Source organism: Mycobacterium adipatum (assembly GCF_001644575.1).
Taxonomy (GTDB): Bacteria; Actinomycetota; Actinomycetes; order Mycobacteriales; family Mycobacteriaceae; genus Mycobacterium; species Mycobacterium adipatum.
This window is the reverse complement of sequence record NZ_CP015596.1, coordinates 2,181,282-2,202,581: the sequence shown is the minus strand read 5'-3', so window position 1 is coordinate 2,202,581 and position 21,300 is coordinate 2,181,282. Positions and strand designations below refer to the sequence as shown.

Annotated in this window: 17 protein-coding genes; 12 read left to right on the top strand and 5 right to left on the bottom strand. The window is 68.5% G+C overall.

What is annotated here, in order from left to right; all coding sequences use genetic code 11:
• The first annotated feature begins 88 nt into the window (after window positions 1-88).
• The 3 genes from A7U43_RS10460 to otsB are packed head-to-tail and all read left to right on the top strand — an operon-like array spanning window position 89 to window position 5,613.
• On the top strand, window positions 89-964 hold the full coding sequence (locus A7U43_RS10460) for a universal stress protein (RefSeq protein ID WP_067994459.1): 876 nt from the start codon (window positions 89-91) through the stop codon (window positions 962-964).
• Window positions 965-983: 19 nt separating this feature from the next.
• Window positions 984-1,586 (top strand): hypothetical protein, encoded by a 603-nt coding sequence (locus A7U43_RS10455; RefSeq protein WP_067994456.1) that lies wholly within the window; start codon window positions 984-986, stop codon window positions 1,584-1,586.
• Between the two features lie 28 nt (window positions 1,587-1,614).
• Complete coding sequence (gene otsB / locus A7U43_RS10450) at window positions 1,615-5,613, top strand: trehalose-phosphatase (protein WP_082902083.1); 3,999 nt, start codon at window positions 1,615-1,617, stop codon at window positions 5,611-5,613.
• A 9-nt stretch (window positions 5,614-5,622) separates the two neighbouring features.
• Here otsB and A7U43_RS10445 read toward each other — a convergent pair whose 3' ends face one another.
• The 4 genes from A7U43_RS10445 to A7U43_RS10430 form a co-directional block, all read right to left on the bottom strand.
• A complete protein-coding gene (locus A7U43_RS10445) occupies window positions 5,623-6,621 on the bottom strand; it encodes an Acg family FMN-binding oxidoreductase (protein WP_067994453.1) in 999 nt (332 codons plus the stop codon).
• Window positions 6,622-6,717: 96 nt separating this feature from the next.
• Window positions 6,718-7,155, bottom strand: coding sequence for a pyridoxamine 5'-phosphate oxidase family protein (locus tag A7U43_RS10440; RefSeq protein WP_067994450.1), 438 nt, complete (start codon window positions 7,153-7,155; stop codon window positions 6,718-6,720).
• A gap of 169 nt (window positions 7,156-7,324) precedes the next feature.
• Window positions 7,325-7,915, bottom strand: a complete 591-nt coding sequence (locus tag A7U43_RS10435) for an Rv1733c family protein (protein WP_068002380.1) — start codon at window positions 7,913-7,915, stop codon at window positions 7,325-7,327.
• Window positions 7,916-7,943: 28 nt separating this feature from the next.
• Window positions 7,944-8,936, bottom strand: coding sequence for an Acg family FMN-binding oxidoreductase (locus tag A7U43_RS10430; RefSeq protein ID WP_067994447.1), 993 nt, complete (start codon window positions 8,934-8,936; stop codon window positions 7,944-7,946).
• Window positions 8,937-9,292: 356 nt separating this feature from the next.
• Between A7U43_RS10430 and A7U43_RS10425 the strand changes: the two genes are divergently transcribed.
• The 7 genes from A7U43_RS10425 to A7U43_RS10395 all read left to right on the top strand — a co-directional run bounded on the left by A7U43_RS10425 (window position 9,293) and on the right by A7U43_RS10395 (window position 18,605).
• The gene (locus A7U43_RS10425; RefSeq protein ID WP_067994445.1) at window positions 9,293-11,638 is read left to right on the top strand and encodes a heavy metal translocating P-type ATPase; all 2,346 of its coding nucleotides are present in this window, start codon (window positions 9,293-9,295) and stop codon (window positions 11,636-11,638) included.
• On the top strand, window positions 11,635-14,244 hold the full coding sequence (locus A7U43_RS10420; RefSeq protein WP_067994441.1) for a cation-translocating P-type ATPase: 2,610 nt from the start codon (window positions 11,635-11,637) through the stop codon (window positions 14,242-14,244). Before A7U43_RS10425 ends, A7U43_RS10420 begins: the two co-directional genes overlap by 4 nt.
• Window positions 14,245-14,382: 138 nt before the next feature.
• Window positions 14,383-14,820, top strand: coding sequence for a hypothetical protein (locus A7U43_RS10415; RefSeq protein WP_156525884.1), 438 nt, complete (start codon window positions 14,383-14,385; stop codon window positions 14,818-14,820).
• 62 nt (window positions 14,821-14,882) lie between these two features.
• Window positions 14,883-15,716 carry a magnesium transporter MgtE N-terminal domain-containing protein gene (locus A7U43_RS10410; protein WP_231963564.1) on the top strand — a complete coding sequence of 278 codons (834 nt, stop codon included), beginning with the start codon at window positions 14,883-14,885 and terminating at the stop codon, window positions 15,714-15,716.
• On the top strand, window positions 15,713-16,951 hold the full coding sequence (locus A7U43_RS10405; RefSeq protein ID WP_231963563.1) for an NRAMP family divalent metal transporter: 1,239 nt from the start codon (window positions 15,713-15,715) through the stop codon (window positions 16,949-16,951). The genes A7U43_RS10410 and A7U43_RS10405 overlap by 4 nt, the downstream gene beginning before the upstream one ends.
• A gap of 140 nt (window positions 16,952-17,091) precedes the next feature.
• Entirely contained in the window at window positions 17,092-17,574 is a 483-nt protein-coding gene (locus A7U43_RS10400) for a universal stress protein (protein ID WP_067994431.1), read from the top strand.
• 20 nt (window positions 17,575-17,594) lie between these two features.
• On the top strand, window positions 17,595-18,605 hold the full coding sequence (locus A7U43_RS10395) for a zinc-binding alcohol dehydrogenase family protein (RefSeq protein WP_068002376.1): 1,011 nt from the start codon (window positions 17,595-17,597) through the stop codon (window positions 18,603-18,605).
• Window positions 18,606-18,638: 33 nt separating this feature from the next.
• On the opposite strand, the gene A7U43_RS10390 is transcribed toward A7U43_RS10395, so the two are convergent.
• A complete protein-coding gene (locus A7U43_RS10390) occupies window positions 18,639-19,511 on the bottom strand; it encodes a universal stress protein (RefSeq protein WP_197499994.1) in 873 nt (290 codons plus the stop codon).
• Window positions 19,512-19,712: 201 nt separating this feature from the next.
• Between A7U43_RS10390 and A7U43_RS10385 the strand changes: the two genes are divergently transcribed.
• Together A7U43_RS10385 and A7U43_RS10380 are read left to right on the top strand one after the other, a co-directional pair.
• Window positions 19,713-20,306, top strand: coding sequence for a hypothetical protein (locus tag A7U43_RS10385; protein WP_197499993.1), 594 nt, complete (start codon window positions 19,713-19,715; stop codon window positions 20,304-20,306).
• Window positions 20,307-20,417: 111 nt separating this feature from the next.
• Window positions 20,418-21,290 carry a universal stress protein gene (locus tag A7U43_RS10380; RefSeq protein WP_067994426.1) on the top strand — a complete coding sequence of 291 codons (873 nt, stop codon included), beginning with the start codon at window positions 20,418-20,420 and terminating at the stop codon, window positions 21,288-21,290.
• Window positions 21,291-21,300 lie beyond the last annotated feature (10 nt).

Sequence of the window (21,300 nt, the reverse complement as noted above, 5' to 3'; positions counted from 1 at the left end):
CGCCAGCACTCATGACTTTGGCCCCTAGCGGGTACGTGCGCACGGGGCAACGATGGGAACAGAAACGTCCACCTGACCGGGAGCAGCGATGTCCGACAACCCAACGCAGTACGGAATTCTGGTGGCCGTGGACGGATCGCCGGAATCCGACACCGCCGTGTCCTGGGCGGTGCGGGAAGCCGCATTGCGCAAAGCCAGTGTGACGCTGCTCCATGTCCAGGCACCGGTCCTGGTGACCTGGCCGATCAGCACTGCCGAGTCGGCCATCGCGGAGTGGCAAGGTGACAGTTCGCGCCAGATCCTCGAACGTGCGGAGAAGATCTTTCACTCCCATGCCCCCGCATCGGACGCGGTCCGCGTCCGCACCGAATCCGTGGCCGCACCGATCGTTCCGGCACTCATCGAAGCGACACGGGCCGCGCTCATGGTCGTGGTGGGCAATCGGGGCACCGGCTCGCAAGAACGGCTCGCGCTGGGCTCGGTGACGGCGGGTCTACTTCACCACGCACACTGCCCGGTGGTCGTCGTCCATACCCGCGATGCCGCCGACTCGGCCGGCCCCGTGGTGCTGGGCATCGATGGATCGCCGGCATCGGAGGCGGCGACGCGCTTGGCCTTCGAAGAGGCATCGCTGCGCGGGGCCGATCTGGTCGCCATGCACGCCTGGAGCGACAGCACGGTGTTTCCGGCGATCGAGATCGACTGGCATCTGTATCGGGATGAGGCCGAGGAGAACCTCGCCGAGCGGCTGGCTGGTTGGCAGGAGCAGTACCCGGACGTCCACGTCCAGCGCCGCCTGCCGTGCGACCGGCCGGCGCATTGGCTCGTCGCCGAATCCGAGCACGCACAGTTGGTGGTCGTCGGCAACCGCGGTCGCGGTGGGTTCGCCGGCCTGCTGCTGGGGTCGGTGAGCTCTGCGGTGGCTCGCAAGTCGCAAGCACCGGTGATCGTGGTGCGGAACTGACGGGGCGACCATGCACAGGGTGAGCCGCGATGCGGGGGTCTGCCCCAATCATCATGTCAATCCGCCGGATTGGGAACTGTGCGGGCAATGCGGCTGCCCCATCACCACGCCCGAACCCACCATGACCCGGCCCCGGCGCACCGGGCTGCTCGCGACCACCGCACTGATCATGCTCGTGCTGGCGGTCGGGGTGGGCCTCGGCCAGCTGGCCGCGAATGCGCCGTTGCGACCCGGCTCCCAGACCGCAACGCAAGGAACACCGTCGCTGCGGGAGTGGTGGACCGCCGCAGAGCAGCCGTTCACCGATCTGCAGGGCAGCGTTCAGGACGCCCAACAGGCCTTGGAGGGCCTCAACCCGGGAGGCCTGCTGCAGGCCTGCCAAACGATGCACCGCACGGCGGAGGTCGAGCTGGCCGGCACCCTGCCCAGCCCGGATCCCGTTGTGACGAGCGAATTGCGCGCCGCCATCGAGGACGGTCACACCGCAGCGCATCACTGTTTGTCCGTCGCGGCCGGTTCGGCCAACAACTACGACGGCGAGTTCGTCGCCGAACTCGACCAGACGAACCGTCTGCTGCACTCCGCCTACCGCAGGATCAACAAATCACTCACGGCGGGCTGACGTGACGAGCACACCGGAACATCGGTCGATGTCGGCACCGGTGCACCACGACCCTGCGCGCCCGTCGACCCGGCCCAACAGCGGTGCCCGCGGTACCCGCGTCATCATCGATCCGCGCCATCACGACGGGGTGCTGTTCGATCTGGACGGGGTCGTCACCGACACCGCGAAACTGCACCAACGGGCATGGAAAGCCCTCTTCGACAGCTTCCTGGCCGAACGGCCGCCGCTGCCACATGAGGATCACGGCCCCTTCACCGCCGAGGACTACCGCGGTCATGTGGACGGGAAGCCCCGAGCGGACGGCATCCGGGACTTCCTCACCTCGCGGGGTATCGCGCTGGTACCCGGCGAGGCCACCGACCGCACCGTTGCTGAGCTGGCCGGCCGCAAACAGCAGCTCTATCTGGGACTGTTGGACGGCGGGGTGACCGCCGTCGATTCGACGATCGCACTGGTCCGCCGGCTCAGCGATGTCGGTATCGCCTCCGCGGTGTACTCGTCGAGCAAGAACTGTGAGCGCGTCCTGCGTGCGGCCGGCGTCCTGGACCTCTTCGCCGTTCGGGTCGACGGCGAAACCGCCGATATGCTCGGCCTGCCGGGCAAGCCGCACCCGGCACTGCTGCTGGAGGCGGCTCGTCGGTTAGGGGTGCGGCCGGACCGGTGCGTGATCGCCGATGACGCGGCCTCGGGAACGCGGGCGGGCCACGCCGGCGGATTCGCACTGGTTGTGGGAATCGCCCTGTACGGCAACGGGGCTCAGTTGACCGCGGCAGGTGCCGATACAGCGGTGTGCGACGTGGCCGATATCGATGTCCGTACCGGTGACCGGCGCGCGTCCGCGTTGCCGGATGCCCTTGACAGCCTCGCCCAGATCGAGCCGGTCCTGGCCGGCCGGCGAGCGGCGATCGTCATCGATTTCGACGCAACCTTGTCCGACCTCGTCGAGGATCCGGTCGACGCCACCCTGGTGGCCGGTGCCGACGAAACATTGCGCGCCTTGAGCCTGGTGTGTCCGGTCGCCATCGTCAGCGGCCGTGCGCTGGACGATGTCCGGGCCAGGGTGGGGGTGCCTGGGCTGTGGTACGCGGGCTCGCACGGACTCGATCTGGCAGGCCCGGATGGCCGGGTGTACCGCACGGAACTCGGCACCGGGAGTGTGCAGCCGTTGCGCGATGCCGCCGCCGAGCTGCGCTGCACGCTCGGTGACATACGCGGGACCCTTCTGGAGGAACAACCCTTCGCCGTGGCGGTTCATTACCGCAACGTGGCACCCGAAAAACTCACCCATGTGCTGTCAGTGGCCCGGGCGGTCGGTCAGCGTCACGGTCTACGGGTCACATATGCCCGCATGATGGTCGAGCTGCGCCCGGATGTGATGTGGGACCGCGGTGCAGCCGTCACGTCGATAGCCGGCAGGTTGCAGTTGCCTGCCGCGTTCACACCCATCTACATCGGCGACGACGTGACCGACGAAGACGGCTTCGACGCGGTCAAGCTGACCGGGATCGGTATTCTGGTCCGCCATGACGAGGACCAGGAGCGTTCCAGCACCGCACAATTCACGCTGTCGGCACCGAGCCGGGTGGTGGCACTGCTCGCGCGTCTGACTCGTCTGCTGCAGGCCGGATCACCGGCCGACGATCGCCACTGGCGACTCGAGTTCGAGGGCTATCGTCCGGCATCGGAACGACTTCGAGAGGTGCTGTGCACGGTCGGCAATGGCTACGCCGGTACCCGCGGGGCGGCGCCAGAGTGCCCCATCGGGCCGGCCCACTACGCGGGAACATATGTTGCGGGCCTGTACAACCGCTTGACCGACACCATCGCCGGGAAGACCGTCAGCAACGAGAGCTTGGTGAACCTGCCCAACTGGTTGCCCCTCACGATCCGCCCGCAGGGCGGCCGATGGTTCGATGTGGATGACTGCGAGCTTCTCTCCTATCGCCAGACCATGAACATCGGCCGCGCCGAGCACATCCGCGAGCTGCGGTACCGCGATGCCGCGGGACGCCAGACGGCGGTGACCCAACGACGCTTCGTATCGATGCACAACCCGCACATCGGCGCGCTGCGAACGGACATTCGCGCCGAGAACTGGTCGGGCACCATTGAAATCCGATCGACGATCGACGCAACGGTGTCCAACAGCGGTGTGCAGCGATACCAGCTTCTGTCGGGACAGCACCTCTGCAGCATCACCGTGACGGAGGCGGCCGACGGCACGGTCGTGGTGGGCGCTCGCACCACCCAATCCCAGACACCCGTGGCGGTGGCCACTCGGACATCGGTGTGGCAGGCCGACCGCCGGGTACCGAACACAGCACAGTTCCTCGGAGATCCGGCGACCGCCGGCCACATCGTCAGCACCGATATCAGCGCGGACCGTCCACTCACCGTCGAGAAGGTGGCAGCGATTTTCACCGGGCATGACCGCGCGCTGTCGGCACCGCAGGAGGCCGCGAGCGAGCTGGTCACCGAGGCGGGCCGGTACGGCGACCTGTTGGAGGACCACGCGACGATCTGGTCGCAACTGTGGACGTCATTCGATATCGATCTGCCCGGTTCACCCGATCGCCTCACGATACTCAGACTGCACATCATGCATCTGCTGCAGTCGGTTTCGGGCCACAGCGCGGACATCGACACCGGCATTCCCGCTCGAGGTCTGCACGGTGAGGCCTACCGCGGTCACATCTTCTGGGATGAGTTGTTCATCGTGCCGGTGTTGACGCTGCGGCTGCCGCAGGTGTCGCGTGCACTGCTCGGTTACCGCTACCGGCGGCTGGATCAGGCCCGGCGCAACGCGGCCGCAGCCGGCTACGCGGGAGCCATGTACCCGTGGCAGTCCGGCAGTGACGGTAGTGAGCAAAGCCAGCGTCTGCATCTGAATCCGCTTTCGGGACACTGGAATCCGGACGCCAGCCACCTGGCGCACCATATCGGCTCCGCCGTAGCCTACAACGTGTGGCACTACTACCAGATCACCGGCGATCGCCAGTACCTGCTCGATCACGGCGCCGAGACACTGATCGAGGTTGCCCGATTCTGGTCCAGCCGGGCCCAGTTCGATGCCGACCGGCAGCGGTATGTGATCAACGGCGTGATCGGCCCCGACGAGTTTCACTCCGGCTACCCGCAGCGTCCACACGAGGGAATCGACAACAACGCGTACACCAATGTGATGGCGGTGTGGGTGATCCTGCGGGCCCTCGACGCCCTCGCTGCACTGCCGCTACCCGACCGGTTGAACCTTCTGGAGCGCCTCGACGTATCCAATAGCGATTTGGCGCAGTGGGACTCGGTGAGCCGGTACATGTTCGTCCCCTTCCACGACGGTGTCATCAGCCAGTTCGAGGGCTATCAGGACCTTCGCGAACTGGACTGGGAACGCTACCGGAGCAGATACGGCGACATCGGACGCCTGGACCGGATACTGGAGGCCGAGAACGACGACATCAACAGATACCGGGCCGCCAAGCAGGCCGACACCTTGATGCTGTTCTACCTCTTCTCCGCAGACGAACTGCGAGAGCTGTTCGCCCACCTGGGATATGAGTTCCGACCACAACAGATCCCCCGCACGATCGACTACTACCTGAACCGCACATCGCACGGGTCCACCTTGAGTGCGGTGGTGCATTCCTGGGTACTCGCACGTGGCGACCGCGATCAGGCCCTGCACTATTTCCAGCGCGTTCTCGATTCAGATGTGACGGACAGCCAGGGCGGTTCCACCACCGAGGGCATCCACCTGGCCGCGATGGCCGGCAGCATCGACCTGTTGCAGCGCTGTTTCTCCGGCCTGGAAACCCGGGGTGATCGTCTGGTGCTCGGCCCGATGTGGCCGGAAAGCGCCGGGGAGCTGACGTATTCGCTGTGGTATCGGGGGCACCGACTGCACCTGAGCATCTGCGGTCGAACGGCCGAGGTCACTGCCGACCCCAGCGGGGCGTCGACCATCGAAGTCGAATGCCGGGGCCGCATCCAGCGACTGTCGTCCGGACAGACGATCCAGGTCAGGTGAATTCGCCACTCACCGCAGCGGATCGAACGGCGTCCCGCCCAACCAGCTCACCACATCGCCCAGCGGACGCCGCGGGGTGGCGGACAGTGGTTCCGCATTCACCGGCGCCCACCCGATGCGCAGCAGCATCTGCGGAAAGTGACTCGCCCCGAAAATGTGCTGCCGCAGCGCGTCGCGCGTGGACGTCAGCTCCAGCGGCTCGGTGCCGATACAGCTGGCCAGGCCGAGCGAGGTCGCCGTCAGCACAAGCTGACTGGCAGCCTCTCCGGCTCGCAACTGGGCCAGAATGTCGTCACCGTCGGTGCCCAGCGCGACGACCACGCCGTTGTCGGCCGCCGGCGGCTCCGTCGAGGGCTGCTTGAGTTCGCCTCCGACGAACAACCGGTACGCACTACCGTCCAGGCCGGGTTCCGGCGCGTTCCGGGCAGGCACGCCGAGCGTCGCCGCGTGCCGGCCACTCCACTGCGCAAGTTCGCTCAGATAGTTCTTGTCGTCCAGGTGCAGGGTTTCGGCCTGTTGCAGGATCGACTCGAAAGCCGAGTCGGTCACCACTCGCCGCACGACGGCGCCCATCCGTGCGGCTCGGGCGCTCATCGTGGCCAGGTGCCCCGACGGGACGGGCCAACCGCTGAAGTGTCGTCGATCCGTCCGCCGGTTCGGAATAGCCGCGGCCAGCGCGATGTCCGTCTCCGCGGGACTGCGCCGGTGGTATTCGATCGACGCGAGGTGATCTCGATCGGCGGGATTGGGGAATCGGTGAATCTTGGCCTGCCAACCCAATGCCGCCAACGCCACGGCACAGTGATCCAAGACCAGGCCGCAGCTGAGTATCAAGTCCCGCCCGTCCGGGTCGGTGTGGACCAGATGCATCGCCGGGTCCGCGTACAGATGCATGCTGTGCGGACCGACTCGCCAGCGCCACGGCTGCGAGTTGTGTATCGACGGTGCCCGCACCGCCAAGGCGAGAGCGGCCTGCACCGTCTCGGCGTCGGGATGATGGGCGCTCATGATGCTGTCGAATCCTCGTTCCTGAATCGGTCTCGTCGGCCGGCGCGGCCGACGAGCGCCGAACGCCCGCGCGGCAAGCACATGCGCAACGCTCGGTCAGCGGGACTCATACGAGATGTTCTGCTGGGAAAGGAAACTGAACACGCGGCCGTGGATGGCCGTCGGATCGATCCGGATGAAGGTGTCCTTGGGCGAGGCTATCCACGGCAACACCTGGGCACGTTCGGCACCGGCGATCTCGTCGGCGTCGGTGAGCACCGACGCCTCCCCCCTGACCACGACACTCCACCCCGTCTCGAAGGTGTGGTCGTCGACTTCGAACAACACGCGCGGATTCGTCTGCACGTCACGCAGCTTGGTTCCCGGCCCGGTCCTGATGATGACCGTTCGCCGCTGTACGGCGAAGTTGACCGGAACGATCTCGGGCTCACCGCCGGCCACGGTGACCAGCCTGCCCAATGACATGCTGGACAGCCGCGCCCAGCACTCGTCGGTGGTCATGGCGACGGCGGGCTGCGGGTACAACGAAGTCATGGCGGCGCCCCGGGCAGGTCGAGTTCGGTGACCCTGTTGGTCGGTGAACCTCTCGGTCGAACCTACGGCCGGGCGCCCGCAGCTCTCCGGAGGCAATGGTCACCACCGGCAGGGCCGAAGGTCACCATAGGGCCGCGAGATCGGTTATCGCAGACCTGCATCAGGAGGATCAATGACTGGCGCGCCCGCCCCCGTCGCCGGCCAGCGCATCGAGTTCGCGGTCCCACGCGCCATAGCGGGCCCGGGTCAGTCTTCGGTGCAGCAGGGACGTACAAAGGGCCAGTGTCGAGGCCACCGCGAGCCAGGACAGGACGGCCGACCCGATCGCATCCGATACCGCCCGGCCCAGCGGTGTCGGCGCTTTCACATGGTCACCGCTCTCGTCGACCCAGATGTCGAATCGGTCGCCCGCGCGCACCGTGCCTGCGGGACTGACGATTGCGGCGTGCGTGCGTCCACCGGTGGTCCAGCGCGCCGGTACCGTCAGGGTTCGGCCGGCCGCCTCCACGTCCACGGTGGCGTCTTCGGTTGCCACTGCGGCAGTTTGGTGCCGGGTCTGCCACTGCCCGGCATAGATGGACTCGCGCGACTCCTTGACGTGCGTCCCCCACGCCGCGCTGACGGGCAGCGCGACGATCACCGCGAGGACGGCCAACGCGGCGCAGCACGCCTCAAGACGATCATTGCCGCGTATCAGCTCGTTGCGACCGAACAGCCGCACCAGCCAACTGCGCCCCCAGCCGAGCGTGAACGTCTCCATCGGCTCCACTCCTTGAGCGAGGTGTTCCTCAGAAGAATCGCGACCCATCCAGGTGGAGCACCTGTTCCTCCAGTGGCCGGCGTGGAGGCGCGGGCAACGGATCGGCGTTCACCGGTGCCCAGCCGATGCGCAGCAGCATCTGCGGGTAGCTGCCGTCGTCGAAGGCGTCCGCACGAATGCCGGCCCGGGTTTCCGGAATCTCCAGTGGTTCGGTGACCGGGCAGCTGGCCAGGCCCTGGGCGGTCGCGGTCAACAACAGCAGACTGGTGGCCTCCCCCGCACGCAGGCGAGCCAAGTCGTCATCGCGCGCCGTCCCCAGCGCCACCAGTGCGCCACTGTCCTGTTCAGGGGGCACGTCCGGCGGCTGCGCCAACGCCGCGCCGGCGAAGATCCTGGCCGGCACAGGTGACGCCGGATCAGACTGCGGCGTATTACGCGCGGGCACCCCGGCACTGGATGCGTATCGCCCGGTCCAGACCGTCAGCTCATTGAGATAATCGGGGTCGGTTGCATGTTGCCAGACGGCCTGCGCCAGCGCGGCGCGCAGATCCACCGAAGGTTCGAGGCGGCGCATGACAATACCCATCCGCGCGGCACGCACCCCCAGCAGCGAGATGTCGCCGTGCCCCACCGGCCAATTGCTGAAGTGGCGCCGATCCGTGCGTCGCCGCGGGATGGCCGCCGCCAGCGTGATGTCGACCTCGGCGGCAGGTTGGCGGCGCAGTTCGATGGTGCCCAGGCACAGAGGGTCGTCCGGATCCGGGAACCGACGCACCCTGCTCTGCCAGCCGAGGGCGGCGAGGGCGATGACACAATGATGAAGCGCCGCGCCGCAACTGATCATCGTCTCGCGGCCGTCCGGATCGGTGTGGACGAGCCGTCGCGCTGGGTCGACGTGCAAGTGCAGGCGGTCGGCGCCGACGCGCCACTGCCAGGGCTGCACATTGTGCACCGAGGGCGCGCGGGCGGCCAGCGCCAGGGCGGCGCGCAGCGTTGCGGCATCGGGGAACTCAGCGCTCATCGGAAACGACCTTCGTTGAACTTGGCGGTTCACTCCACGATGTACCGCCGGGACTCGCGCCCACGAGGGCCGGAAGTCACTTCTGTGGGCGCTGTTTGCCATTCTCTCGGGGCCCGGCGTATTTCCGCCCCGAGCCCGTCGCCACCCCACGCACGCCGGTCGGGGACGTTCGCGGTCGGCACAAGGGACCAGAGGCCCTAGTCGGGTGACGCTCCGGCACCGAGACTCGTGCGTATGACCATGCGATGGCCGACGATGCGCGGCCAAGTGACGATCGACGTGGCGTCGGGTGGGATGCGGGCAGGCCGAGCCGCCGGACCCCGGACACCCCAGCCCGTCGCGGCCGAGTAATTTCCGTGGGAGCGTCTCCGTCCCGCCGTCGAGACTCGCTGTCCCAGGTGCTGCTGGTAGCGCTGGTCGGCGCCACGGTCAGCGCGCTGGCGGCCGGCGGACTGGCCTGGTCTCTGGGCGCCACCACGGCGGCTGACACGTTCTGGACCGCGGGCACCGTGGTGGCGCTGGTGGCCGCGGTGTGGTGGTTGGTCATCGCACTGCGGCGTGGAAAGTTCGGTGTCGATGTCATCGCGGTGCTCTCGCTGGGCGGCACGCTCGCCGTCGGCGAGTATCTCGCCGGCGCGTTGATCGGTGTCATGCTGGCCACCGGCCAGGCACTCGAACACGCCGCCGAGCGACGCGCAACCAAGGATCTGCGGGCCCTGCTGGAGCGAGCGCCGAAGGAGGCCCGCCGCCGTCACGGCGACGATGTGGAGACGGTGCCCCTCGCCGAGGTCGCCATCGATGACGTTCTCGTGGTCGGGCCGGGCGAGATGTTGCCCGTCGACGCCAGGGTCGCCTCGGAGTGGGCAATGCTCGATGAATCGGCGCTTACTGGTGAATCGGTGCACGTCGACGTGCCGGCCGGCCACGAAGTCCGCAGCGGTGCGATCAACGCCGGCGGTGTGATCGAGATCCGCGCGACCGCCACCGCCGACGACAGCACCTATGCCGGGATCGTGCGTTTGGCGCGCGAGGCCGCCGCCACCAGCGCGCCCGTCGTACGGCTGGCCGATCGCTTGGCGCAGTGGTTCCTCCCACTCACCCTGGTGGTCGCCGCGACGGCATGGTGGTGGAGTGGATCCGCCGCGCGGGCCGTCGCCGTGCTGGTGGTGGCAACACCCTGCCCGCTGCTGTTGGCGGCACCCGTGGCGATCGTGTCGGGACTGTCGCGGGCCTCCCGGATGGGCGTAATCGTCCGCGGCGGTGGCGCATTGGAGAATCTGGCCCGGGCCACCACACTGGTGCTGGACAAGACCGGCACGGTGACCAGCGGTCGACCACGTGGCACCGACATCGTGGTCGCGCAAGGATGGTCGCCGTCGTCGGTGTTGCGCCTCGCCGCGTCGGCCGATCAGTTCTCTCCGCACGTACTGGCCAGGGCAATTGTCGACGAGGCGCGCGAGCGCGGACTCGCGCTCAGCCCGCCGACGGACGTCACCGAAGAAGCAGGAAAGGGCATTTCGGCGGTCGTCGATGGTACGCGGGTCACCGTGGGAAATCGTGAGCTGTCCGACGATCCGCCCCCGTGGGTGGCCGCCGCACTGTCTCAGGCGTCGTTCGATGCCGCCGCCATCGCATGGGTCACCGTGGACGGACGACTGGTGGGAGCGATCCTGTTGATGGATCCGATACGGTCCGACGCTCCCCGCACGATACGTCGACTGCGCACCGCGGGCATCGACCGCGTGATCATGCTGACCGGTGATCGTGCCGCCCCCGCCGAGCAGATCGGTGCGGTACTGGGATTCGACGAGGTGCGGTCCGGGCAGACTCCTGCCGAGAAGGTGGCCCGCGTGGCCGCCGAGCGGGAACGCGCGGTGACCGTCATGGTCGGCGACGGTGTCAACGACGCACCCGCACTCGCCACCGCCACGGTGGGCGTCGCGATGGGTGCCCGCGGCGCCACCGCGAGTTCGGAAGCGGCCGACGTCGTGCTGACGACGGACCGGCTCGATCGGTTGGCCGACGCCATGTTGATCGCACGCCGTTCACGCCGAATTGCCTTGCAGAGCGCCGCCATCGGCATGGTGCTGTCCATTGTGGCGATGGGGTTCGCGGCGGTGGGTCTGCTTCCCCCGGCGCTCGGTGCGCTGCTGCAGGAGGTCATCGACCTGTCGGTGATCCTCAACGCGCTGCGGGCGCTACGCGCGGGTGCGGGAGAGCGGCCGGCGTTGACCGCCGGCACCCAGGGGTTGATTCGCCGGTTCTCCGCCGAACACGATGTGATGCGGGCCGACCTGTCCCTGTTGCGGGACACCGCGCATGAATTGGCCGTCGGCGACCGCGCCGCGGCGCTGGTCGCGCTGCGCCGCACCGATGCCTTCGTACAGGACACCCTGCTACCGCACGAGCACGCCGAGGATCGCTCCCTGTACCCGGCTCTCACGCGACCGCTGGGCAGCCCCGAAGCAACGGCCACGATGAGCCGGATGCACGCCGAGATCGACCGGCTGGCCTACCGCCTGCATGCCCACCTCGATCAAGCGGAGGCAACCGGTTCGGTGGCGCTCGCACAAACCGAGGATCTGCTGGCCTGCCTGTACGGATTGCATGCCCTGCTGTCGCTGCACTTCGCCGCCGAGGAGGAGAGCTACTTCACGTTGCTGCCCGACGCATCCCCGTCGACGGGGCGGTCCTCGACATGACGGGCGGGTCCGTCAACGCCGACGTCGTCGGCGACACCGGTGGTTTGACCTCGTCGCAGGCCGCCGCACTGCTGGCATCGAACGGACCCAATAGCCCTCCGCTGCAACGTAACCAGCGATGGTGGCGGCGGTTCGCCGCCAACCTGGTCCATTTCTTCGCGGTGTTGTTCTGGATCGCGGGCGGTTTGGCTTTCGTCGCCGGTATGCCGGAATTGGGCATCGCGATCTTCGCCGTGGTGCTGCTCAACGCGATCTTCGCCTTCGCGCAGGAAGAACGGGCCCAGCACGCCGCACAGGGATTGCAGCAGATGTTGCCGCGCAAGGCGACGGTGGTCCGCGACGGGCTGACCCGACAAGTCTGGGCCGATGAACTCGTGATCGGTGACATCGTGCTGCTCGCCGAAGGGGACCGAGTGTCGGCGGACGCCGTGGTGCTCGACGGCGCGGGCCTGGCCGTCGACTCCTCCGCACTCACCGGTGAAAGCCTGGCCGAGCACCCGGGGTCGGGCGACGCGGTCTATGCCGGCTGCTTCGTGGTGGAGGGTGAGGCGCGGACCCGGGTCACGGCCACCGGTCCTGCAACGCGACTGGCCGCCATCTCCAAGCTGACACAGGCACAACGGCATTCACCGACACCGCTGCGGCGTGAACTCGACCGGCTGTCACGGGTCATCGCGGCGGTGGCCGTCGGGATCGGTGCGACATTCTTCGTGACGGCAGTGCTGATCGGCATGCCGCCCTCGGACGGCTTCCTGTTCGCCGTCGGGGTCACCGTGGCGGTGGTGCCGGAAGGCCTGCTTCCCACCGTGACGCTCGCGCTGGCGATCGGCGCTCAACGGATGGCCCGCAAGCAAGCGCTCGTCCGGCACCTGGAGGCCGTCGAGACGCTTGGTTCCACGACGTTCATCTGCACCGACAAGACCGGCACCCTGACGCAGAACGAGATGTCGGTGGTGCAGGTGTGGACGCCGCACGGCTCCGCCCGAATCCAGGGCGTCGGCTATCGGCCGACCGCTGACGTGCACTGCGCGCGCCCAGAGGCACGCGATGCTCTCGGCGTGCTGGCCTGGGCCGCCCGGATGTGCTCATCCGGGCGGGTGGAAGAGACCGACGGAATCTGGGTCGCCCACGGTGATCCGATGGAGGCGGCACTGGACGCCTTCGCGCGTCGGGTGAGCGCCGACAACGGGCCGGCGGCACCGCGGATGAAGTTCCCGTTCGACCCGCGCCGACGCCGGATGTCCGTGGTCGTCGGTGACAGCATTCTGACCAAGGGTGCACCGGATGCGGTTCTGCCGCTGTGTGACAACGCTGCCGCCGCCGCACCGGCACTCGAGGAATTGACGGGCCGGGGACTGCGGGTGCTCGCCGTCGCCCGCCGTGACGTCGCGCACGACGAAGGCTCACCGCAGGATTGCGCCGACGCCGAACGCGACCTGCACCTGCTGGGCCTGGTGGCACTGGAGGATCCACCGCGTCCCGGGGTGAGCGAGGTTCTCGACCGTTGCCGCACTGCGGGTATCCGCGTCGCCATGGTGACCGGAGACCATCCGGCGACCGCGGGGGCCATCGCCCGCGAGATCGGGCTCTCGCGCGGGGACGCCTCGGTGCTGGTCGGCGCCGATCTCCCCGCGGAACTCGGCGCCCTGGGCGAGCTGCTCGACCGGGACGGCGTGGTCGTTGCCCGGGTGACCCCGGAGGACAAGCTGCGGATCGCCCGAGCACTGCGGCTGCGGGGACATGTGGTGGCGATGACCGGCGACGGTGTCAACGACGCTCCCGCGCTCAGAGAGGCGGCGATCGGCGTGGCCATGGGCCGCAGCGGTACCGACGTCGCCCGGGAAGCCGCCGACGTTGTCCTGCTCGACGACAACTTCGAGACGATCGTCACCGCCATCGCCCAGGGACGCTCGACGTTCGCGAACATTCGCAGGTTCCTCACCTATCACCTCGCGGACAACGTCGCCGAGCTGGCCCCGTTCGTGGTCTGGGCGCTCACCGCCGGCCACTTTCCGCTTGCGATTGGCGTGCTGCAAGTGTTGGCCCTCGACATCGGAACCGACGTGTTGCCCGCCCTCGCGCTGGGCGCCGAGCCGCCCGACAACCGATCGCTGCAGGGTCCGCCGACCAAAGGCCATCTCTTGGACCGCGCGCTGATCTTGCGGGCATTCGCCGTTCTGGGGATGACCGAGGCGGTGGTGGCGCTCGCGGCGTTCGTGACGGTGTTACAAGCGGGCGGTTGGCATTTCGGCACCGACCCGGTCAGCACCCACGTTCTGCTGATGGCTTCCGGGGCCGCCTTCACCGCGATCGTCTTGGGCCAGGCGGCAAACGCGTTCGCCTGCCGAAGTGCCGAGCGCCCGGCGTGGACCGTGGCGCCGTGGACCAACCGGCTCCTCGTCGCGGCGGTGGCCGCCGAGCTCGGTCTGCTGGTGCTGCTGCTGTATGTGCCCCCGATTGCCGAAATCCTGGGCCACACCGGACCGCCCCCGGCGGGCTACGCCGTGGCCGCCGCCGCGATACCGGCGATTCTCGTGGCGGACGCCACGCACAAATGGCTTCGCAGGACGCGGGCGGGTTCGGGCCACGGCCGACGGTCGCCCTGATCCCGACCCCGGCGCCGTGTCGACGGCCAGCCCGGGACCAATGGCACTATGCGGGCCCGGGCACGGCCGCGACACTGGTCCTCGAAGCCCGGCGAATCGTCGGCGACAGATCGCCACGCGGACAGGAGATCGGAACCAATGCAGGCCATCGACGCCGGACCGGCTTCCACGAGATGTCGGTTGCGTCTGCACCCGACCGTCTTCGCACCGCGAATCTCCCGCAGGCTGGTCCACGAACTGGGCGACCCCGCCGATCTGCCGCAACGCGTCGTCGACGATGCCGCATTCGTCGTCGGCGAACTCGTCGCGGAGAGCATCCGGCGGCGCCATCACGACGTCGAGGTCGACATCGAGCTGATGGCCGGACAGATCGCTGTCCGCGTGTTCGATGCCCAGGCCAGGACGCCGCTGTTCGATGATCGGACCGATACGAGGCCGGCCCGATGTTCTACTGCGGTGCGGCATCTGGCAGCCTCCTGGGGATGTGACCGCTTCCAGCACGGCTGGGAGGTCTGGGCGGTGTTGCGCTCGCCACCGTCGCGCTCGACCCGAACTGCCATAGGAGGCGGGCACTGAACAGCTCCAGGAAGCCGGCGAGCGCCTCAGCACCGCCCGGCCTTCTTCTGCTCAGCGACGCGGTGGGCCGGCGTGTCATCGGAACCGACGGCCGCACGATCGGACGACTCGCCGACCTGTCCGTCGGCCTCGACATCCAAGCCGGCCCGCCGCGGGTACAGCGACTGCTGGTTCGGCGCCGGCGGGCACACGATCTGCTCCTGCCGTGGTCGGTCACCGAGAATGTCGGCGCGGGTGGAATTTCGCTGCGCACCGGAGTCGACGTCGCCGCGTTCGAGATTGCTTGCGCCGATGCCGCGCTGCATCGCCACGAGATTCTGATCGTGCGAGATGTCCTCGACACCCAGATCGTCGATATCGTCGGTCGGCGACTCGCCAGGGTGGCCGACGTCGCGCTCACCTCGGTGGCCGGGGATCGACTCGAATTGATCGGCGTCGAAGTCGGTTTCGGCGCAGTACTGCGACGACTCGGCCTGACCCAGCTGGCGGCGCGGGCACCACGCGATATCGTGGAATGGAACGCCCTGCATATGACCTCCGGCCGCGGTCACACCGTGCAACTGGCGACGCCCCGGTCCGCCGTGCACCACCTCGGTGCCACCGAGCTCGCGGCGATGGTCGAGCGTCTCGCCACCGAGGCGGCCGCCGAGGTGCTCGCCGCGACGGCGCCCGCCGTGGCCGCGGAAGCCATCCGGGTGGACCCCGGCGTGGGCGAACGGATCCTGCGGGCGATGCCCAGCTCGAACGCCACCGACATCGTTGCCGAAATGCCGGCCGACCACGCGGCACGGTGGCGCGCCCGGTTGGCCAGCACACCCGTGTTGCGCGGTCGGCGTTTCCTGCGCTCCCATGTCTGGCCCCGTCGCCGCCACCGGCGGAGCAGAGCCGCGCAGTGACGCGGATCCGCCGCAGGCGACTCACCCTGGGCGCACTGGTGGCCGTCGTCGGTCCCGGGCTGCTCGCGGGACTCTCCGATGACGACCCGGCCGGCATCACCACCTACTCCGTGCTGGGCGCCGACTATGGCTACCAACTGTTGTGGGTGCTGCTGCTGTCCACCGTCGCGCTGATCCTGTTCCACGGGCTGGCCGCCCGCATGGGCGTCGTCACCGGACAGGGGCTGATCGGCCTGGTCCGTCAGCGCTACGGCGTCCGGGTCGGCGGCGCGACGCTGGCCGCCCTTGTCGTCGCCAATATCGGAACCACCTGCGCCGAGTTCGCCGGGATCGCGGCCGGTTCAGAACTCTTCGGGATCAGCCGGTACGTGAGCGTGCCCGCGGCAGCGATCATCGTCTCGCTGCTGGTGCTCAGGGGCAGCTTCCACCGCGTGGAACACGTGCTTCTCCTGCTGTCGACCGTCTTCCTGGCGTACATCGCTTCGGGTGTGCTGGCGCGACCGGACTGGGGTGCTGCCGCGCAGGGGTTGCTGGTTCCCAGCATGCCCATCGACGGTGCCGCGCTGGCCATCGTGACGGCCACCGTCGGCACCACACTCGCTCCCTGGGGGCTGTCGTTCATCCAGTCCTACGCCGTCGACAAGAAATTGCGCACGTCCGATCTCGTGCTTGAGCGGGTCGACGTCGTCACCGGTGCGGTGCTCACCGGCGTCATCGGATTTTTCGTCGTGATCGCGTGCGCGGCGACGTTGCACAGTGGCGGCCACTCCATCCGCGATGCCGCCGATGCCGCGCGGGCGCTGGAGCCGCTCGCCGGAGGGGCAGCGTCGACCCTGTTCGCCGCCGGCTTGATCGGCGCCGCGTTGCTGGCCGCGTCGGTGCTGCCGCTGTCGACGGCGTACTCCGTGTGCGAGTTTGCCGGCACGGAGGCGGCCGTCGACGACTCCTTCGCCGAGGCCAAGACGTTCTATGTGACGTTCGGCGCGGTCACCGTGCTCGGCGCGTCGGCCGTGCTCGTCCCCACCGTCCCGCTCGTCACCATCCTGCTGGCCACCCAGGTGCTCAACGCGGTGCTTCTGGTACCGATCCTGTTCGCGATGATCGGTATCTCCCGGGACCGCGATCTCATGGGGCGCTTCACGATCGGCCGTCCGAGTTTCATCGCCTACTGCGTCACCACCGCCGTCGTCGTCGTGTGCGTCGCCGCCCTGGCGATCACAGCCGTCATCGGGTGACCGAACCCCGCGCGGGAGAAGGCGGGCGGGTCTTTCGCCTCGCGGATCGGGGTCCGATGACCGCTTCGGCGGGCGGCGGCGTGCAGTACCGTCACCCGGTGAGGCCCTTCCCCGGCTGACCGGTCGACCTGGAGCACACGATGACCCATACGCACCCGCCGGCGGCCGTCGTCGTCGGCATCGATGAGTCGGCGTCGGCGCTGCATGCCGCGGAATGGGCCGTCGAGGAAGCCGTCGATCGTGATGTGCGCTTACGTCTGGTGCACGTCGTCGAGCCGACGTCGGCACACGCCCGGCCGGCGGCGGCTGCCGAGGTCGCGCTGCGGGCGGCCCGCGCGGCGGCCACCCGCACCGGCGTACCGGTGCAGATCGAAACCGTCATCGCTCGTGGATCGGTGGTCGGGACGCTGGTGGCCGAATCGGCCGGCGCGTACCCCGACGTCCAGACCCACATCTTGGACGTACCCGACGATATACCGACATTCCTGCTCGAGCATGACCCACCGGTGCAACTGATGGTCTCGGGCAACTACGGAGAAGACGCGGCCGGACGTCTGACAGGTCCCTTCGGCCGGTTCGCCCTCTGCGACACCCCGTCATCGGTCTTGCTGGTCAACCGATGACCGCGCGTCAGCCGGACAGCATGAAGGCATGGGTGGTGCGTGAGCCCGGCCCGATCGACGCGGGCCCGATGCGCTACGCAGGCAAGCCGATCCCCCGGCCCCGGCCGGGCGAACTACTGGTGCAGGTACGCACCTGCGGGGTATGTCGCACCGACCTGCACGTCACCGAGGGTGATCTGGCACCACACAGCGCACACGTCACCCCGGGACACGAGATCGTCGGCACCGTGGCCGCATTCGGACCCGACGTCTCGGACTACTCCGTCGGTGACCGGGTGGGTGTCGCCTGGCTCCGCCAGACCTGCGGGACGTGCCGATACTGCCGGCGGGGCGCCGAGAACCTGTGCCCGCAATCGTTGTACACCGGGTGGGACAGGGACGGCGGCTACGCCGAGTACGCCACCGTCCCGGCGGCGTTCGCCTACCGACTGCCCCCTGGGTACACCGATGTCGAACTGGCTCCGCTGTTGTGTGCCGGCATCATCGGCTACCGCGCACTGCAACGCGCGGGCCTGCCGAGAGGCGGACGCCTCGGCATCTACGGGTTCGGCGGCAGCGCACACCTGACCGCACAGATCGCGTTGGCCCAGGGGGCCACCGTGCACGTGATGACCCGCGGTGAGCAGGCGCAGCGGCTGGCACTGGATCTTGGCGCCGCGTCGGCAACCGGTGCCTACGACGAGCCCCCGGAGCCGCTGGACAGCGCCGTCCTTTTCGCCCCCGTCGGCGATCTGGTGCCCGTGGCGATGCGCGCGCTGGACCGCGGCGGGATCCTGTCGATCGCCGGCATCCATCTCAGCGATGTACCGGTGCTCAACTACCAACGCGAGCTGTTCTACGAACGCGAAATCCGTAGCGTGACAGCCAATACCCGCGCCGACGGGGAAGCGTTCCTGCGCTTCGCCGCCGAGCACCACCTGGCGGTGACCACCCACGAGTACCCACTGGCCCAGGCGCAGCAGGCTCTCGTCGATCTCAAGGCCGGCCGTTTCGACGGGGCCGCGGTGCTCCGGTGTGACACCGGAGCATGATCGCCGGCAACCGAACACCGGACATCGCCGGCGTCAACGCGATACCGTATCCGCCCGCTCACCTGTCGAAACTAGTTCCGCGGCAATGTCGTTGGTCGTGAACCGGGATCGGTCGTCGGGAGCAGTCCCGCACCGGCGGTGCTCGGCTCGAGTCAACTCGGCTCGGACGGCACCCACACCGTGCCGCAGCGCATCCGCGTCGACCATCGTCAGCGCCACGGCTGGCGTGATCTGGGCCAGAAACGCACCGATATCGGTCTGCACCACCACCCGATGCACCACGACATCGGGATAGCTCCGGCAAAGCTGCGCCTCGCGGATACGCATCGCATCGTCGTCGGGGTCGAGACGGCCGGCCGTTGCCGCGTCCACCACCAGCAGCGGCAACCTCCGCCGCCGCGCTTGGTCCAGCGCGTCCCGCAGCATCGCTTCTCGCGCGGACGAATCGGTCGTGACGACGGCCAGACAAGGGCCCTGCGCAGCGGCACGCTCGTCGGCAACGCCGATCACCGCGACCGGGCACCGGGCGGTATGAGCCAAACGGGCCGAAAGCAACGGGCCTGTCGACTCGTCACGCTCGTCGGTGGCCGCCGATCCGATGCACAGCATCTCCGCGGTGCGCGACTCGCGGGCAAGCACGGTATCGATGCCACCGCGCTTGACGACGGTGTCGATGCTCACCCGCGGGCTGACGGCGTACGCGGCAGCTCGAGCGGACCGTAGCGCGATATGGGCGTACTCGGTCTCCAGCCGGACGGCTTGCGAGCCGGGCTCGATGACGTGCACCAGGCGCAGTGCCAACCCCCGGTTCGCCGCCTCGTCCACCGCCCACCGGGCCGCCCGCAGACCGGCGTCCGATCCATCGATACCGACCACGATCGATCTCGGCGGCTGCGTGCGGGTCATTCGCGTCTCCAAGGTTCCTGGCCTGTGGCGTTCCACCCGTGAGCCTATGGAACGCGGGCCGCCCACGGACGGGCCGAAAGTCCCTTCTTGGCGACACGTCCCGGCCGCACGCCGGTACCGGATCGAGTTTCGGCCCGTTCGGCGCGCCATCGAGGACCAACGGCACTGGTGACAAGCCAAGGACCGGCCGAACATGGGGACATGACCACGTGCGAGTCCACCGCGCTTCTGATCGACGCGACCATGCCGACCTATGACGTCACCATCTCCGAGCACATCATCGTGCAGTCCGATCCGGCGACGACATTTGCGGCCGCGCGGGAACTCGACCTGCTGACGGTGCATTCGCCGTTGTTGGATACGGCAATGTGGCTTCGGGGCCTACCGGCCCGGCTCTCCCGTAAGGGTGTGCCCGCCCCCGCGCCCCGGATCGTCATCGGTCCCGACATGGGGCTGCCGGGGTGGACATTCCTCGGCGAACAGCGCGATCGCGAAGTCGCCTTCGCCGCGGTGGGAAAATTCTGGCAGCCCACCATCGAATGGCGCGACATCGCGGCGGCCGACTTCCCCGGCTTTCGCGAACCTGGATGGGGCAAGATCGCCGCCAATTTCTCCATCCTGCCCTACGGCGCGAAGGCCACGCTGCTCAGCTACGAATGTCGAACAGTGACGACCGATCCGGCTTCACGGCGACGGTTTCTGCGCTATTGGTGGCTGATCCGGCCGTTTGTGGGTCACATCATGCGAGCGACCCTGCGTCAGATCGAGGCGAACGCTCGGGCCCGACGCGAATGACCTTAGACCCCTGCACCCGGGACCTAGGTGTGCAGACCGCCCGGGGGGCACCGGCATAGGTTGAGTCTGAACCTGCCGGCACGCCGCCAAGCACAGTGGAAAGGACTTGAAATGCCCTCTCAGTCAACACATCACGGCATCATCGTAGGAGTCGACGGATCCCCCGCCTCCGAGCAGGCCGTGGACTGGGCCGCCCGGGATGCGCACCTTCGCAACATTCCCCTCACGCTGGTCCACGTGCTTCCCACCATCGAGGCGGCCATGTGGCTCGATGTGCCCGTCAGCGAGGAATGGTTGCAGGCCCGTGACCGGAGAAGCACCGAGATCCTCACCGAAGCCGCCCGCATCGCCAATCTGGCCACCCACGACGAGGTCACGGTCGAGACCCTGGCGGTATCCGGAAACGCCGTCGCGACGCTGGCGGATCTGTCCAAGGACGCGACCATGGTGGTCGTCGGGTGCCGCGGCCTCGGCGCGATCAGCGGCCGACTGCTCGGGTCGGTCAGTACCGGACTGGTGCACCACGGGCATTGCCCGATCGCGGTGTTCCACGACGAGGAGCGCGCAACAGGCCCCGTGGTCGTCGGCATCGACGGTTCGCCGACGTCGGAATCCGCGGTGGCGATCGCCTTCGACGAGGCGTCCCGGCGCGGCGTTCCGCTGGTGGCCGTGCACACCTACAGCGACGCCGTCGCCGACGCCGGCTTCGCCTACGCCAACTGGACGATGGTCGTCGAGCAGGCCGAGGAGGCCCTGGCGGAGCGGCTGGCCGGGTGGCAAGAGCGCTACCCCGATGTGACGGTGCGGCGGGTGGTCACCCGCGACTGGCCCGCGAATCAGTTGCTGGAGCAGTCGAAGGACGCCCAGTTGCTGGTGGTGGGCAGCCACGGTCGCGGCGGTTTCGCCGGGTTGCTGCTGGGCTCGGTGAGTTCGGCTGTCGCGCACGCGGCACGGGTGCCGGTGATCATCGCGCGGTCGGGATAACCCCCCGTGC